Origin of the sequence: Iningainema tapete BLCC-T55 (assembly GCF_014698965.1) — a bacterium.
In the GTDB taxonomy this organism is placed as follows: Bacteria; Cyanobacteriota; Cyanobacteriia; order Cyanobacteriales; family Nostocaceae; genus Iningainema; species Iningainema tapete.
Window position 1 is genome coordinate 1 of record NZ_JACXAE010000128.1, and the last position, 15251, is coordinate 15251.

19 protein-coding genes are annotated in these 15251 nt (G+C 40.9%); 12 read left to right on the top strand and 7 right to left on the bottom strand.

Going from position 1 to position 15251, the window contains the following annotated elements; genetic code table 11:
* Positions 1 to 643: tetratricopeptide repeat protein (locus ICL16_RS42500; protein WP_202895982.1), on the bottom strand; the 643-nt coding region annotated here is incomplete at its 3' end.
* Between the two features lie 189 nt (positions 644 to 832).
* Between ICL16_RS42500 and ICL16_RS42505 the strand changes: the two genes are divergently transcribed.
* The 4 genes from ICL16_RS42505 to ICL16_RS45125 all read left to right on the top strand — a co-directional run bounded on the left by ICL16_RS42505 (position 833) and on the right by ICL16_RS45125 (position 1763).
* Entirely contained in the window at positions 833 to 1051 is a 219-nt protein-coding gene (locus ICL16_RS42505; RefSeq protein ID WP_273040177.1) for an element excision factor XisI family protein, read from the top strand.
* A 34-nt stretch (positions 1052 to 1085) separates the two neighbouring features.
* On the top strand, positions 1086 to 1142 hold the full coding sequence (locus ICL16_RS47555; protein ID WP_337907226.1) for a hypothetical protein: 57 nt from the start codon (positions 1086 to 1088) through the stop codon (positions 1140 to 1142).
* A 93-nt stretch (positions 1143 to 1235) separates the two neighbouring features.
* Positions 1236 to 1502 carry a hypothetical protein gene (locus tag ICL16_RS42510; protein ID WP_190838362.1) on the top strand — a complete coding sequence of 89 codons (267 nt, stop codon included), beginning with the start codon at positions 1236 to 1238 and terminating at the stop codon, positions 1500 to 1502.
* Between the two features lie 96 nt (positions 1503 to 1598).
* The gene (locus ICL16_RS45125) at positions 1599 to 1763 is read left to right on the top strand and encodes a putative toxin-antitoxin system toxin component, PIN family (RefSeq protein WP_202895983.1); all 165 of its coding nucleotides are present in this window, start codon (positions 1599 to 1601) and stop codon (positions 1761 to 1763) included.
* 18 nt (positions 1764 to 1781) lie between these two features.
* On the opposite strand, the gene ICL16_RS42520 is transcribed toward ICL16_RS45125, so the two are convergent.
* Entirely contained in the window at positions 1782 to 1904 is a 123-nt protein-coding gene (locus tag ICL16_RS42520) for a CHAT domain-containing protein (protein WP_190838429.1), read from the bottom strand.
* A gap of 230 nt (positions 1905 to 2134) precedes the next feature.
* On the opposite strand from ICL16_RS42520, the gene ICL16_RS42525 reads away from it, so the two are divergent.
* Positions 2135 to 2557, top strand: a complete 423-nt coding sequence (locus ICL16_RS42525) for a hypothetical protein (RefSeq protein ID WP_190838364.1) — start codon at positions 2135 to 2137, stop codon at positions 2555 to 2557.
* A 199-nt stretch (positions 2558 to 2756) separates the two neighbouring features.
* Here ICL16_RS42525 and ICL16_RS42530 read toward each other — a convergent pair whose 3' ends face one another.
* Positions 2757 to 3371: a hypothetical protein gene (locus ICL16_RS42530; protein WP_190838366.1), complete on the bottom strand. Its 615-nt coding sequence runs from the start codon at positions 3369 to 3371 to the stop codon at positions 2757 to 2759.
* A gap of 375 nt (positions 3372 to 3746) precedes the next feature.
* On the opposite strand from ICL16_RS42530, the gene ICL16_RS42535 reads away from it, so the two are divergent.
* From ICL16_RS42535 to ICL16_RS42560, 6 genes are all read left to right on the top strand, one after another.
* Complete coding sequence (locus tag ICL16_RS42535) at positions 3747 to 3965, top strand: element excision factor XisH family protein (protein WP_420485340.1); 219 nt, start codon at positions 3747 to 3749, stop codon at positions 3963 to 3965.
* 58 nt (positions 3966 to 4023) lie between these two features.
* A complete protein-coding gene (locus tag ICL16_RS42540; RefSeq protein WP_190838369.1) occupies positions 4024 to 4359 on the top strand; it encodes a XisI protein in 336 nt (111 codons plus the stop codon).
* A 54-nt stretch (positions 4360 to 4413) separates the two neighbouring features.
* Positions 4414 to 4581: a hypothetical protein gene (locus tag ICL16_RS42545; RefSeq protein WP_190838371.1), complete on the top strand. Its 168-nt coding sequence runs from the start codon at positions 4414 to 4416 to the stop codon at positions 4579 to 4581.
* Between the two features lie 122 nt (positions 4582 to 4703).
* Positions 4704 to 4928 (top strand): type II toxin-antitoxin system HicB family antitoxin, encoded by a 225-nt coding sequence (locus ICL16_RS42550; protein ID WP_190838373.1) that lies wholly within the window; start codon positions 4704 to 4706, stop codon positions 4926 to 4928.
* Positions 4921 to 5163, top strand: a complete 243-nt coding sequence (locus ICL16_RS42555; RefSeq protein ID WP_190838375.1) for a type II toxin-antitoxin system HicA family toxin — start codon at positions 4921 to 4923, stop codon at positions 5161 to 5163. The genes ICL16_RS42550 and ICL16_RS42555 overlap by 8 nt, the downstream gene beginning before the upstream one ends.
* Before the next feature lie 246 nt (positions 5164 to 5409).
* Positions 5410 to 6423: a hypothetical protein gene (locus ICL16_RS42560; protein WP_202895984.1), complete on the top strand. Its 1014-nt coding sequence runs from the start codon at positions 5410 to 5412 to the stop codon at positions 6421 to 6423.
* 17 nt (positions 6424 to 6440) lie between these two features.
* Here ICL16_RS42560 and ICL16_RS42565 read toward each other — a convergent pair whose 3' ends face one another.
* Positions 6441 to 7316 carry a hypothetical protein gene (locus ICL16_RS42565; RefSeq protein WP_190838379.1) on the bottom strand — a complete coding sequence of 292 codons (876 nt, stop codon included), beginning with the start codon at positions 7314 to 7316 and terminating at the stop codon, positions 6441 to 6443.
* 172 nt (positions 7317 to 7488) lie between these two features.
* Between ICL16_RS42565 and ICL16_RS42570 the strand changes: the two genes are divergently transcribed.
* On the top strand, positions 7489 to 8556 hold the full coding sequence (locus tag ICL16_RS42570; RefSeq protein WP_190838381.1) for a PstS family phosphate ABC transporter substrate-binding protein: 1068 nt from the start codon (positions 7489 to 7491) through the stop codon (positions 8554 to 8556).
* Between the two features lie 333 nt (positions 8557 to 8889).
* Here the strand turns inward: ICL16_RS42570 and ICL16_RS42575 are convergent, their stop codons facing one another.
* The 3 genes from ICL16_RS42575 to ICL16_RS42585 all read right to left on the bottom strand — a co-directional run bounded on the left by ICL16_RS42575 (position 8890) and on the right by ICL16_RS42585 (position 14877).
* Positions 8890 to 9300, bottom strand: a complete 411-nt coding sequence (locus ICL16_RS42575) for an RNA recognition motif domain-containing protein (protein WP_190838384.1) — start codon at positions 9298 to 9300, stop codon at positions 8890 to 8892.
* A gap of 172 nt (positions 9301 to 9472) precedes the next feature.
* Positions 9473 to 12451, bottom strand: coding sequence for a beta-phosphoglucomutase (pgmB, locus tag ICL16_RS42580; RefSeq protein ID WP_202895985.1), 2979 nt, complete (start codon positions 12449 to 12451; stop codon positions 9473 to 9475).
* 11 nt (positions 12452 to 12462) lie between these two features.
* Complete coding sequence (locus tag ICL16_RS42585) at positions 12463 to 14877, bottom strand: sucrose synthase (RefSeq protein WP_190838386.1); 2415 nt, start codon at positions 14875 to 14877, stop codon at positions 12463 to 12465.
* Positions 14878 to 15251: the final 374 nt, after the last annotated feature.

Here is a 15251-nt window from a genome sequence, read left to right on the forward strand (position 1 = left end):
CCACCGCACGATACAACGGCAGTGCTTGGTTGTAATATGAAAGTGCTTTGTGTTTTTCTCCTAAATCTGAGTAAACTTGCCCGATATTATTGAGGGTAGTAGCTTCCCCACTTTTGTCCCCCACCGCACGATACAACGGCAGTGCTTGGTTGTAATATGAAAGTGCTTTGTGCTTTTCTCCTAAATCTGAGTAAACTTGCCCGATATTATTGAGGGTAGTAGCTTCTCCACGTTTTCCCACCACCGCACGATACAACGGCAGTGCTTGGTTGTAATATGAAAGTGCTTTGTGCTTTTCTCCTAAATCTGAGTAAACTCGCCCAATACTAAGCAGTGCAGTAGCTTCCCAGCCTTTATCATCGACCTGTCTGTACAGTTTCAGCGCAATTTCCCATGAACCAATTGCCTGCCGCAAAGATTCTGCTGTTCCTTGCTGATAAAGTTTCTTTCCCTCGGAAAATGCTTGTTGGGCTGCCGCACGGGTTGCCTGCTGTAATTGAGGTTGCTGCTGCGCAATTTTTACCTCGTAGCGTCCCGCTGCTATCCCTACATCAGATAGCAACAGCATACTGAAAAATACAACAAATGTACGTTGCGTAAAAACTTGGATATTCCAATGTTGCTTTTTTCTTTCTTTGCCCATAACGGATCGCCTCTGCCTACAGTAATTAATAGAAGCCGCAATTACACTTATTTCTGGTGCAAAGCTGCTTATGCAATTCCCCAGCAGAAAACTCGATAGTCAGCAGTTTTGAGCGCATAAACATAAATTTTTCACCTCTAACCATCTATAACTATATACTTCTGACTTTCTCAAACCTAAGTAAATATAATGATGTATATTCCTCATTTTTCCAGTCAGGGATACCATGTTGTCAATGTAGAAAAGTGCAACATTATTTTTTTTAGTTGTGGTAAGAACACGGTTCGGTTAGAGACGAAAACCAGGAATCAAAGTCGGCGCGTGTATGGTTCCCTAATTCACATTGACTTAAAGGGCGATAAGATTTGGATTCAGTACGATGGTACAGCAAGTGTAAGTGGCGAATGAATTGGTGTCCCTTGGGATATCCAAACAAGATATTGTGTTGGCATACCATGCGCCGTTTATGCGACATTATAATGGATTTGCCGTTGGATAGCGTTTAATAGCTCTAGAATAGAAGGGATGAACTTTACATAGAAACTTTATAAAAATAAACCGATAAAATAAAATCAAACTAGGAATGTCAATCATGAGTACAGGTATTATTGTCAAAGTAACAGCTCAAGGACATCTGGAAATACCGGCAGAGTTACTAGCAAAACTTCAACCCTTAGCTGAATATGAAGTTTCGCTTAATGAGGATGAAATTGTGTTCAAAAAAATTCGTGAACCTATAACACTAAAGGAATTGAGGCAGCGTGTCAATGAACTAGGACCTGACCCCGATCAACCAACACTTGAAGAAATTAGTCAAATAGTCAAAGAAGTGCGGCAGGAACTGTGGGCTGAGAAATGAGAGTGATTGTTGATGTCAATGTTTGGATTTCAGCTTTACTATGGAGAGGTGTTCCAGATCAAGTCTTGATACTAGCTGAAAGCAGATGCTCCTCAATTGCGCGACTCAAAAGACACTATAGTTTTAGCTGCAGCTATTTCAGCTAATGCTGAGGCTATTATTACTGGTGATTTAGACTTATTAGTGCTAATTGAATTTAAAGGCATTCCGATTTTGACACATAAAGAATTTCTCAGTCGTTATTTCTCAAAATTACAGTAGGACTCGCGTCTGTCAACATCACTGCCAACCGCCAAAAGTAAAAGCTGACCAATAATAAGGATGATGCCATTTTTGCTGCTGCCACATACTCAATTGTGCGGTACGTAGGGCTGCAGTAGGCGACTTCCCTTGCTGACAGATGCGGAACCAGGTTCCACTTTAATTTAAGTGGGGGAAGCGCAGAAGTTGCCGCGATCGCGTTGTATATCAGTGTTATTATAAAACGTGGTAGCTTCTAGTTCTTTAAGGAACAACTTGATTTTGGTATTAGAGGGCGATCGCCGCACTGTTGTATAATACCCATTTTTGGTTTTGGATATTCTGTAATAGATAGAATAGAAAAAAATATCTATACTTTGCTCTACTTAATAATGGCTACTTACACACTCACGGTAGAATTACCTGAATCAGTATTTCAACAATTGGCTCGCATTGCTCAGTTAACAAATCAATCTTTGGAAACGATAGTCGCGCAAAGTATCACAAGCAATCTACCGCCATCTGCTGACAACGCACCGCCGCAGATGCAAACAGAATTGCTGAAAATGCAGACACTACCAATTGCTGAACTACAGGAAATTGCCCGTGCTCAAGTACCAGTAGAACAACAGCAACACCATTTGACATTACTAGAGAAAAATCAATCTGGATCTATTACTACTGAAGAACTGAAGCGGCTCAATAGTCTGCGGATAATTGCTGATGAGCTAATGGTACGCAAAGCATATGCATGGTCAGTTTTACGTTGGCGGGGGTATCGCGTACCCGCATTTGAGGATTTGCCCGAGGAATAACAGTGTCAGAGATTTCTAAATCTACTAGAGAGCAAGTAAATGTCCGTGCCGCTTACCGTTGCGAATATTGCCGCACGTCAAGTAAGTAGTTCATTAGCAATATCATCAGGGGGATTACCTGCCTCGCGCACGTCCAATCAACTGTCAAAGTAACAGCCCAAGGAGAATTGGAAATTACGTCAGAAGTACGATCGCAGCTTCAACCGTTTACTGAATTTGTACTAGTTACCATTGCCATCAGTATTCCTAAAATTTTATCTACAGGTGGAAACAAATATATGGTAGGGTCAATGGTTACTGCATTATTTCTTAGAGTCAAAAAAGTCCACTGTGTTGCTGTAGTAACTACACCAAAAACTTGTTGCATATCTTTATTAAACTTATTGGCAGCCACCATTTCAGCAATACATTGAGGTAAGCCTAAAGCTAGATCTGACTTTTTGGCTTCAACTACGGTTATTACGGGTTTAACGATTGTAATACTTATCGGACTTTTTGATATTAAGAAGTCGCACACACCGTTTAAACCATTTGATTTATCTACATTAAACGTTTCTCCTGAAAACACGTTAATAGGGGTACTGGAAATTTCTTGCAGTTCTGTTAATATGGGGCTGATGATTCGCTCACTTTTTTCTTTCTCACTTCTTAATTCTAGAACAACCCTGGTCGCGTTTCTTTTGAGAATTTCACTAAGTAGAGTGCTAGGTTGTATTGGTGGAGCGTCAGCAAATAACTGTGGTGTTTCTTGAATTAACTCTAGTTGAAATTGATTTATTACACTGGGTAAATCGTTGAAGTCTGAGTAAGCCATAATTTTTGTTTTATTCTCAAGAGTAATACACAACTGATTTGAGTCCCCAAAAGGATGGAACGGTAATTGTTAATCATGAAATTCTGGTATTACTAGATTCTTTCAGTTTACTTAAAAGATGGTGATTTTACCAACTCAATCTTTGGAAACGATATAGCAGTCCTAAATGATTCACAAACGCCAAGAAACCCGGTTTCGTAAAAGTTACCGGGTTTCTGTTAGCTAACATTTGCAAATTAAATAGGATTGCTATAGTCGCGCCGAGTATCACAAGCAATCTACGGTCAGTTTTACGTTGCTGTACCTTCATCGTTAACTATTTCCACGGCAACCGGATTAGGTTAAGATTTTTTTATAACGGGAATAGAGGCACAGGTGTCAGCAAAGGATAGATTTCACGATTTAGTTAAGTCTGCGCTCATCAGGGATGGGTGGACTATTACTTATGAGTTATTTCCAATAGATTATGGGGATGTACAGATGCAGATTGACTTGGGGGCTGAACGCCTAGTTGCTGCACAGCGAGGTAGTGAAAAAATTGCGGTGGAAGTAAAAAGCTTTATTTTTTCCGACTCCGGTTTATTCAAGAAGTGACCCAAGAGCATCGGCTTAACCTACTAATTTATAATGTGGAACAGGAGGCGATCGCGCAATGGATAAAATCGAGCAGTACCGCCAATTAATTAAGCAAGTGCTGATTGAACACAGTCAGATTAAACCAGTTTACGGTGATATAGAAGTACACACTGTGTTTGATGGTGAAGGAGATCACTATCAGGTAGTACGCTCTGGCTGGAATCAAAGTCGTCGGGTGTATGGTTCCTTAATTCACATTGACTTAAAGGGTGATAAAATTTGGATTCAGTACGATGGTACTGAAGTGGGCGTAGCGAATGAATTGGTGGAACTAGGGATACCTAAACAAGATATTGTGTTGGCATACCATGCGCCGTTTATGCGACAGTACGATGGATTTGCTGTTGGATAGTTGAATTCACCGCCATCCACGTTAGCATTTTTATTACAACAAAGGAAGGTCACTATGTCTATCATAAGTAAATCTAAAAATACAGCAAGGGCTATCCTATGGGAAATCAGCCAATGTGAGTCAAGCAAAAAATGTACTTGGGAGCTAGTAATTAAGAATCAGTCCTATGAAGAGTTAATTAAAGAAAGTCAAAAAAGAATTCCATTATTAGGAGAAGATTAGTCAATTTATAATGTCAGAAGTAATAGTTGTATTAGATAAGAATATGATTTTTTCAAAGTAAATAAACCCGAGTTAAAGGCGAATATTTATAGAATAGAAGAGACGAAGAGGAGACAAGTTATATGGCGTATCAAGTCAGCGTTATTATCGAAAAAGATCAGTATGGATATTATGCTTATTGTCCTGAACTTCCTGGTTGCCAATCTCAAGGAGATTCTTTAGAAGAAGTACGGGCAAATATCCAAGAAGCAGTTGAGCTTTACATAGAAACTTTATCAGATTCAGAAAGGCAGGCACTTCGTAGCAAACAAATATTAACAATGACATTGGAGGTACAAGTTGCCTAAACTTCCGCGACTGACAGCCAAGGAAGCGGAAAAACTTCTTTTGGATATTGGCTTTACCCAGATTAGAAGTAAAGGAAGTCACAGAATTTATCGCCGAGAAGAACTAAGAGTTGTGATTCCTTTTCATTCAGGAAAAATTTTACATCCTAAGGTGGTTCGACAGGTTATGCAAGCGATAAATACAGTTGAAGGTAATACGACTGAAGAAGATGAAATAGATGAGGAAATTCTATAGCAGTCCTCAATCATTTGTGAGAAATCCGTTGTTCGGTAAATTAGTGCGAAACCGGGCTTCTTATGATGTGCGATGTTCACAAATCAAAATAGTACGATGGATTTGCAGTTGGATAGCTGTGTTTACAGGCATTTCCAGGTTTTGCTCAAAAACTTCTGATTACTGACGGTCTAAACGCGCAGATTATGTGATAATGATCCGAGCGCATACAATACCTTGCTATAAACCGTGGAGTACAACGAGTCTATGGATGATCTGGCTGCAGCCCTGCAACAGCCAGCAGATTTGACATTCCAACTGCCCGATCCGGAAGATGAAGAAATTACCGAACCGGATTTTCAACAGCAGGTTGATGTAGCATGGCAGGTGTGCGATCGCTTTGACTTGCAAACGGAAATCTGGCGGGGACGCATTTTACGCATCATCCGCGACAGAGAGAAAAAGGGCGGTGATGGAAGAGGTGCTGGTTTCCTCCACTGGTTGAAGGAACGGGAAATCAGCAAAAGTCAGGCTTATGCTTGGATTCAACTGGCAAACAGTGCTGATACTTTGTTGGATGAAGGCAAATTAGAACCCAGCGCGATTAATAACTTCAGCAAACGGGCTTTTGTCGAAACAGCCAAATCCGCACCAGAAGTGCAACAAATGGTGAGTGAAGCAGCACAAAAAGGCGATCGCATTACACGACGAGAAGTGCGTCAACTTACCGATGAATGGACAGCGATGTCCTCCGATTTGCTACCCGAACCTGTCAAAGCCAAAGCAGCAGATAATTCCCTTCCTCCCCGTTACATTGCCCCACTGGTAAAGGAAATGGAAAAATTGCCAGAATCTCACCAAACAGCCATCCAAAAGGAAATTGCTGCCAACCCTGATGTAGATACGCTCAAACAGGCAACCACAGAAGCACGTAACCTGGCAAAATATCTCAAAGCTGCCGCACAAGTTCAAGCACTTAACGCTGAAGAAGTGGACATCGAAACAGCCCTAGAAGAAGCGCAAAGAGTCGGTTGTTTGAATGTAGCTGCTGACTTAGTAAATCAAGCATCTCAGTTAGAGCAAACAATTGCTAAGCTGTACATGACTTGGAAGCGGATTGGTAATTTATCAGATCGATTGTATGTGGATACAGGCGCGAGTACACCAAAATTAAGGTCACTCCTCGAATGCTTGGAACCTTTTGGTGGTGAAGTAATGGAATTACAACTTGGTGGTGCAACTGAGCGTACTATTCGGTTGCAAATTCAAGAAACTAGTTAGCACGCCAATTAAATCGATTAATTTGGGCTGTTTAATTCCGGTTGAGTTGGTATTTCTGGAACTAATATGTTCTGATTAAATAATAAATAAAATAAACCAATTACTGCTATACTAGTAGCAGCACCAAGACTGATACCCAGTAGTAATATATAGTTTCTCCTCAATAGCAAAGCAGGACTTTCAGGTGGAATATCCGAGTGGCGATCGCTTAAATGAAGTTGTTCAAGGGCTGGGGGGCGAAGGGTTTTAGTCTCATTCAAATCTTCCTTTTTTGTCAGCACATTGCTCAATGTCGTAACTACTTTGCCCTCTACATTCTTTGCGGAGATGAATATATCTATCAATTTTTCCTGCTTGAGATTCGCGTAAATTTGCTCACGAACTTCCCAGGGAATTACCACTCCTGGTTTTGCTGCTTGGTATTGATTTAAGTCTTTTAAAACCAAAGGCTCTAGGGGTTCGCAATTGTGCCGTTCTACCAATGCTATTGGTCCTTTTTGTAGACAAGCACAAACTTTTTCTATGCGTAAAGTATACAGTGGTTCCGCCAGATAGTAGCAATGGAAGTAAGGTATGTGGTTGTGACTAGTGTCATTTTGGTGGTATAGCCAGCCAAACAACCAACTCTCAGGTGCAATCTGAAGAATGTAAGTGGTAGAACCAAGGTTTTGATGTTCATCGGCATTGGAGTATCTGTTGACTATCTGATTCAGGAAGATTTGCTGAATTTCTTTGGGAACTTTCTCACTGGTGAGCAACTTAAAGCCGACATTGGCAAAGCTAGTATAAACAAGTTGGTTTAAGGGTAGATCTGTAGTTAATACTACTCGCGACTTATGTTGTGTATTACACAGTAAAGTTTCGCTGCTGGATGTATAATTAGTACACTGCATCAGAAGTAGTTCAAGGGTGTGTTTTTATATTTTCAGAAGAATAAATCTTTTGATAGGTAGGTTAGTGGTGACTTGGCAGGAAGGATTATACACTGGTGTAATTTTTTATAATTGCTAAATAATCGTAACAGCTTAGTATATTGATAATAACTTGATATCTTACATCATTAATATGGATAATACCAACCCACGCAGAACCTTAATTAATGCTGAAATTACAATCTTTGCGATTGGTCTAATTATAGGTAAAGTACTGACACTTATGGTTATAGGTGGGGTGTTTTGGTGGTATTTGAAACCACGACTATTGCTGTTCGGCAATGTTTCAACCTATAGCTCAAACACCTTCTCAAGAGCTACAGCAACTTTTGGCGCGAGTACTCAGGTTCCGATAGGCTCATTTAACTACGGTGGTAGTACAGTTTGGGCACCAATCAGACAATTAGTAGATGCTCAGATTCAAAGCGATCGCCCTGAACTACAATTACAATACGTCAACCCAAAGAATGGCAGCCCCAGTTCTAGCAAGGGTATCCGCATGTTGCTGGATGGGCAATTAGACTTTGCTCAGTCTTCTCGTCCCCTCACAGACGAAGAATACGCCACAGCAAAGCAACGTGGCTTCACTTTATCGCAACGTCAAGTAGGCATTGACGGGATAGCAGTAGTAGTCAACCCATCACTCCAGGTATCAGGTTTAACTATTAATCAGTTACAACAAATTTATCTGGGGCAAATTACTAACTGGAAACAAGTGGGGGGACCAAACTTACCCATTACCCCTTTCTCCCAACGCCCATTGGATGCAGACACACAAATATTCTCTCCTCAGCAACCTCCTAGCTCTCAAGTGAAGTACGTTAACTCCACTACAGAAGCACTGCGCCAAGTGAGTAAAACTCCTGGAGGCGTGTATTATGCTTCTGCTCGTACAGTAGTGCCTCAATGTAGTGTGAAGGCTTTACCATTAGGTAATACTCCCAATCAGCTAATTTCCCCTTATCGCCAACCGTTAGTGCCACCCCAAAAATGTCCTAGTCAGCGCAATCAAGTTAATACTGAAGCTATCAAGAATGGTAGCTATCCAATTACCACAAAATTGTACGTAATTATTAAGCAGAACAAAGGAAGAGAACAACAAGTTGGAGAAGCCTATGCCAAACTTTTGCTTTCCGAACAAGGGCGATTAGCGATTGAGCAAGCTGGTTTAGTTGGAGTTGGGGCTGGGTACGTACATTAATCCGCCTAGAACTTCAGTTCTGGGTTGCATAGCTCAAGTCGGTTAAAACCGACGCTTATTGTTGATTTGCAGTCCGTTAAAACGGACTTGGTGCTACTCGCGCCATGTACTTGAGTACATGGCGATCGCGTATAGAATGAAATAGCCCTAAGAAATTGCCGAGTGTAATTTTCACTTACCGCGACTTAAGCAATATTCAACTGCCATTGCTTACTAGTTGCTTGATTCGGTTTCTACATTTTAATGGTTCTGATTCATTTGCTGGATTTGATATGAGTCCTAGTGGTTGCGAATCAAGCATGACGATGGGCATAGAAATTTGCTAACTTTTAATTATTTGTTTTTAAATTCTTCTTCAATATATTTTAATGCTTTTAATTGTTCTTGAACTTCTTCGTCTGTTTTTGGATCTAGTTCATCAAGCCGATGTATTCTTCTTTGACTCTCTTTTATTAATTCTTGATAAGGCATTTGACCTATTATCAACCTACGTGAATTATTTGGCTCTCCTTTTGGAGCTTGATCTTGTTCTGACTGGAAAAGTTCAAGTTTTTGCCCTAACCATTCCTCACCATTAAGTCCTTGAATAGCACGTTCCTCATTAGCTTCACCTTCTATTTCTACTGTAATGTGATCAATTTTAGGAGAAATGCTTATATGACGGACATTGCCGTATTGGTTAAAAAGTTCGATTAAATCTGCTTGAGTTGCCTGAGAAGGCAAATTTTTAACTAAGATAGCCATACATCCCTCCAAGAAGTTTTGTTTATTGTGCTAATTATTGGTATTAATTCAGCATTTGAAATAATAAAAATTTAGAACCACAGATACACACAGATTAACACAGAAAATTTATCTGTGTGCATCTGTGTTAATCTGTGGTTCCATTTTCCTAAGTCTAATTAGTACAAGAAGTTTAATGTTGTTGCTTAGCTGCGTCATTCAATTTAGCTTTGATGTCTTCCCAATGAACCCCTTCTAGACTAGGTAAAACAACGTGAGCTGCTCCAACTCGTGATTCGGTCCCTAATCCTACTGCCCACATCCCACCTGCTAAAGCAGCTTCAACACCTGATGCGGCATCTTCTACAACTAAACACTGGGCAGGTTCTAGCCCTAGTTCTTTGGCGGCAAAGAGAAATAAGTCGGGTGCTGGTTTAGGATTTTCTACGCTGTAACCATCGGCGATCGCATCCATTCTATCAGCTATCCCCAGTTTCTCTATTACTGTACGAGCATTTTTACTTGCTGAGCCTAGAGCTATTTTAATCCCTGCTTGACGCAATTCATCTAACAAATTGAGTGCGCCTGGTAACAAATCAGAAGCGGAAATATTTTCGATGGAATCCACATAATAACGATTCTTGCGCTCCATCATTTCTTGGATTTGTTCTTCTGAATACTGTCGGTGGTTCCCAATTATTAGTAGTAGTGATGCTCGACGCGACACACCTCGCAGTGCTTCGTTAGCCTCGCGATTAAATGGCAAACCTTCTTCATCTGCCAACCGTTGCCAAGCGCGATAATGATATTCTGCTGTATCTGTAAGAACACCATCCAAATCAAAGATAAATCCCCGAATTTCAGCAGGAGGAGTTTGTGAGTTTGTGAGTGAGGGAGAAGTAGAAAAACTGATTGTTTGCTCCCCTACTTCCCTACTCCCCTGCTCCTCAGCTCCCCCTGCTCCGTGCATGGAGTGCAAATCAAACTCGTGCCACTTGCCGCGCCAATGTAGTTTGAAACTCAAACTTTTCCAACCTGGAGGTAGGTGGGGATTAGCTACAGGTTTATTATCTGCTATTTGGATACCAGCAAAGCCAAAAATCACGGCTTGCCAAATACCTCCAGCACTAGCCCCATGAATTCCATCAGCAGCGTTACCGCGAACATCTTCTAGATCTACCATTGCTGCTTGCATAAAATGTTTGTAAGCTTGTGCTGTTAAATTTAAATCTGCAGCTAAGATAGCGTGAATTGCAGGTCCAAGAGAAGAACCATAGGTAATATCTGTACGAGGTGCGTAATAGTCCCAGTTTTTCTGCAATACTTCTTTATTATAGGGAAAATCTTGTGATTGCCGCATTAAATACAGGAGCATCAAGACATCTGGTTGCTTAAGTACTTGTCGCTTGTTACCTTCTTCAATTCCGATGATGGCTTGAATCGAGCGGGTGCGTGGCTCATATTCTTCTAAGTTGATGTCTTTGAGTTGGAAAAATCCCTCGCACTGCTCAACTAATCCGGTAGAAGAGTCGTAGGGAATCCAAATATTTGTGGCTATATCTTGCCAACGCGATCGCCTTTCTGCGGTAATATGTAGTTTCTGTTTCAGTTCTGTTACTTTGTCAGGAAACTTACTTTCTAGCCAGTCGTATACATAAATCGCTTTTTCTAGATGCCATTGTACTATTCTATTCGTAAAGGCATTATTATCTACTTGTTCGTGGTATTCATCGGCGCCAATTACATCACGAATTTCATATCTTTCTTGCTTGGTATCCCACTCCACACGGCTAATCCAAAAGACAGCAGTATCTAAGATTATCTCCGCACCGTAGTCTCGCATCCACTCGTCGTCGTTGGTTGCTTGCCAATAGTACCATATGGCGTATACAATGTCAGCGCTAATGTGGATTTCGCGATCGCGACACCAAATCCGCACATCTTCTGCGTAAGGATCGTTAGGAAGCGCCCAACGAGGAGTTACCTCATCGCCTGTGTCAGCGCTTTCCCAAGAATACATTGCCCCTTTATATCCGTAGTGAGCCGCTTTACGTCTTGCCCCATTTATGGTATGATACCGGTAAGTTAACAAGTTACGCGCAAGTTCTGGTTGGGTATAAATAAAGAAGGGAAGGATAAAAATTTCTGTATCCCAAAATATATGTCCGCGATAGCCGAATCCAGAAAGCGTTTTAGCGGGAATACTCACTTTGTCATTATGCCGTGCCGCAGCGATTAGTAACTGAAAGAGATTGTAGCGAACTGCTAGTTGCGCTTTGGTATCTCCCTCAATGACAATATCACTTCTATCCCATACTTGATTCCATGCTTGCTCATGAGCATTTAATAGTGCCGAGTAGTCTGGTAATTGAGCAAGTTTTGTTTGCGCTGCTTTGACTGGTTCAGATTCTTCAACTGAGGTAAAAACTGTGACTATTTTATCTACCGTTACTGTATTTCCCGAAGTTGCTAAGAATGTTGTCGTCTGACTGGGATATCCTGGTGCATTGCTCACCTGTAACTTTGCTTCAGCCCCTGATATTGTCATCCCAGCAGCAATACTTAGTTCAATTCGAGAACTACGAGTACGTAAGTTTAACCATATACCTTGGTCTTTTTTGCCTTGCTCTAAGAATTCCCAATGATTGAAGCCTTGGTTTTCCGGGTAGCCGTTGATACTAGATTGTACTTCAATTTCGCCATCAAAATCAAGAGGTGTGAGCTGACAGCGTATACCCAATACATGTTCATCTGCCATGCTGGCAAAGCGTTCAAAGTACAGTTCTATTGTCTTACCGCTGGGGCTACGCCACTGTACTCTACGGCTAAGAACACCACGACGTAAATCAAGTTGACGCTCGTAGCTAAGTATATCACCTCGATCCATGCGGAAGCGATCGCCATCAACAATCACCGCTAGTGGCAGCCAATCTGGACAGTTTGCCAGTTCCGTATAGACTATTGGTACACTGTCGTATACTCCATGAATCAAGGTAGCTGATGATGCACGCGGATAACCTTCTTCAAAACTACCTCTTGTACCAACATAACCATTGCCAATAGTGAAGACAGATTCTCTAGAGTGCAACTGGTTAGGTTCAAATTGAGTTTCATTTAATACCCAGTCTGTGTAGATAATTTGCTGAGAATTACCTTTTGTATCTATCGGCATTACTCTATTCCCTATCGCTGCATATGTTGTTCTAGTATTTTTTCGGCTCTGGGTTTATAAAGCAAATAAAACACTGCTTCTATGTAACGTAGTAAGGCTTGACGGTTATTACTGTAAACATAGTTCCAAAATGTGTAAATTTTTGCTAACAATAGTAGTTGTTTGGTATGTATTTGCCAGTTGTAGTGTTCGTGAATCCTTTTGAGCGAACGTTCGGAAATCTCATGCCAGTACTGTGGATCAGTATCACACTGATTAATAAAGTGTAATATTTTCTCTGCCGTCCCTTCTAAGTCGGTAGGATTGACAAGAAAGCCATTTTGCCCATCTTGGATAATTTCTGATGAACCACCAAATTGAGTAGCGAAAGTTGGCAAACCGGAAATCATGGCTTCGAGAATGGTTTGTCCAAAAGCTTCAAAACGGGCAAAGTGGATGAATATTCCCGATGCATCAGCAATTACTCGGTAAGCTTCTCCAAGTTCATCTGGGCTGAGGCGCATCCCAATCCAGCGGATATGATTATGGAGATGGTAGTCTTCTATCACTTTGTGCAGTTTGGCGATTTCTTCTGCTTCTTCGGGATTAGTGGCTTGACTTTCATTCAGTTTGCTGGTAATAAGGATCAAATTACAATGTTCTTGTAATGCTTGACTTTTACCAAAGCATTCTGCTAAACCAGAAAGATTTTTGATGGCAGTAATTGGGGCAAAAGCAAAGATGGGGCGTAATTTAGGGTTATGTAATTTGCCTTGAATATGAGCGTCTTCTTGGCTAAAGAGCAAATTAGATACTTGATTACGAATACTTTCGTCTCTTTCTCCCGTTTGAGTGTAGGGGAAAAAGACATTTTCATTAATTCCCGGTGGCACTAAGTTAAATTTGGGACTAAATACATCAATGCCATCGACGACATGATACAGTCCAGGCATGGTAAAACATTTGTAAGATTCGTACTGTCCTACTGTATCAGGTGTCCCTACTATTTCTTGGTAAGAAGATGTGATAATAAAGTCCGCTGCATTCATTGTGATCAGATCAGCGGTGAATTGTGTGGAAAAGTGGTACTGTTCTTCTAGATCTTGCCAATATAAGTTGCTAAATAAGTTTTTTGGCTTTTCTAGAGCGTGGGCAATGTTGCACTGGGTGACTTGGAGACGGCGGGCAAGGAGAAATGCTACTAAGTTACCGTCACTGTTATTGCCAATAATTAAATTTGGGCGTCCCCCTAGTCTTGCTAATAGTTCCTTTTCTGCATCTAGGGCAAAGCTTTCTAAATAAGGCCAAATTTCATATTTAGAAATCCAGTTGTCGGTGACTTTTGGATTAAACTGTTGGAAGGGAACGCGCAGTATCCAGGCATTTTCTGTGTTTTCAACTTTCTCTAGGCGTAGATTGCACTGTGTTCCTTCGCAGTTTGGGATCAGGCGGGTAAGTATGATAACTTGGGGTTGGATGCGCAAAAAGTCCAGCCCAGCAAGTTTGATATCTTCGCGTAGTTTGTTTTCTAAGTAGCGTGCTTGGTCAATGACGTATACAACTTGACCAAGTGTCTCTGTTCTTCCCAACACGTTTTCTTGTCCTACCCAACCGTGGATAGAAACCGATACAATGCGGAAAATTGCCGGGATGCGGGAAACAAAGGCTTCTAAGATTGCAGGTTGTGGGGTGTCTATGAGTCGGTTGAAGAGTTCTAGGGTTTCGCGTACTCTGGTTGTGGTGTTACCCCAACCTGGTTCTAAGCCTAATTTTTGCAGTTCTGGGTGTAGTTTTTCGTAGGGTTCTTCTGGCGAGCGCTCTGTTAAAAAATTGATAGTTTCCTTGACAATTTGCACTAACTGTGTACCTGATTTGATGCGATCGCTGTTAATTAAGAGCGGAATTCCATCATGTTGGTGTTCTTTGAGAACTTGAAACAATGCCTCCAACCAATACTCAGGCTCTGTGAATAGTTTGTCACACAAGTAGTGGTTGAGAAAGTTTAATCCTTGACCAACGTTTCTGGGATCACCGATGGTGGGAGAATCGTAAAATGGACTAACGTCTATTTCTAAGATTTGAGGTTGGTAGTGGTTAGCCTTAGCGTCTAACACATCTAGCAACGCTTCTGGTTTCACGAGTTCAAAACCACTTGCATCCGTTGCTATACGCCATACTTGTTGACTGCCAATCCAAGGACGAACCACAAACCAGCTACTGTTGTCTTGTAAAATAATTTCATGAGTATGGTGAAGCAGTTTGCCTAACGCAGAAGAGTGGTAGAAGTGAGGTTGTTTGTGGGATTGGCGGGTGTAGTCGGCAAAAGCTTGCAAGATATCGTTTCTGAGAAAGTAGCTTTGATGTGAAGTACCTAAGGCACTCAACAATTCTCTCAAGGCTGTTTTTTCTTCACTGTTTAGGACAGATTTTATCAGTTCATAGCTCATAAAACTATACACATCTATGGTTATTTAATTTTCTTCACAACCACCCAGGAATGAATTGCTGGGCTAATAGCGTGCATTCCGTTAAAACAGACTAATAAGCATATTTTCTAATCTGGTTGAACCAACTTATGCTCTCAAGCCTTGGACTTAAGTTTTTCGCCGGTTAAGTGAGAATAAAATAGCCCTGCCTTACTTTGTTTTATTTTAACAACATATTTTTACTATGATTTCTAACATAAAAATTATTTGTAATACTTTAGGTTTGAGTAGATGAGTTAATTATTTTCACCCAAGACATAAGCTTTGTTATTAGAACAACTTTTCTACTAAAATTACTTAGTTATTTGACTGTTGTAGCAATCAAACAAAATAGT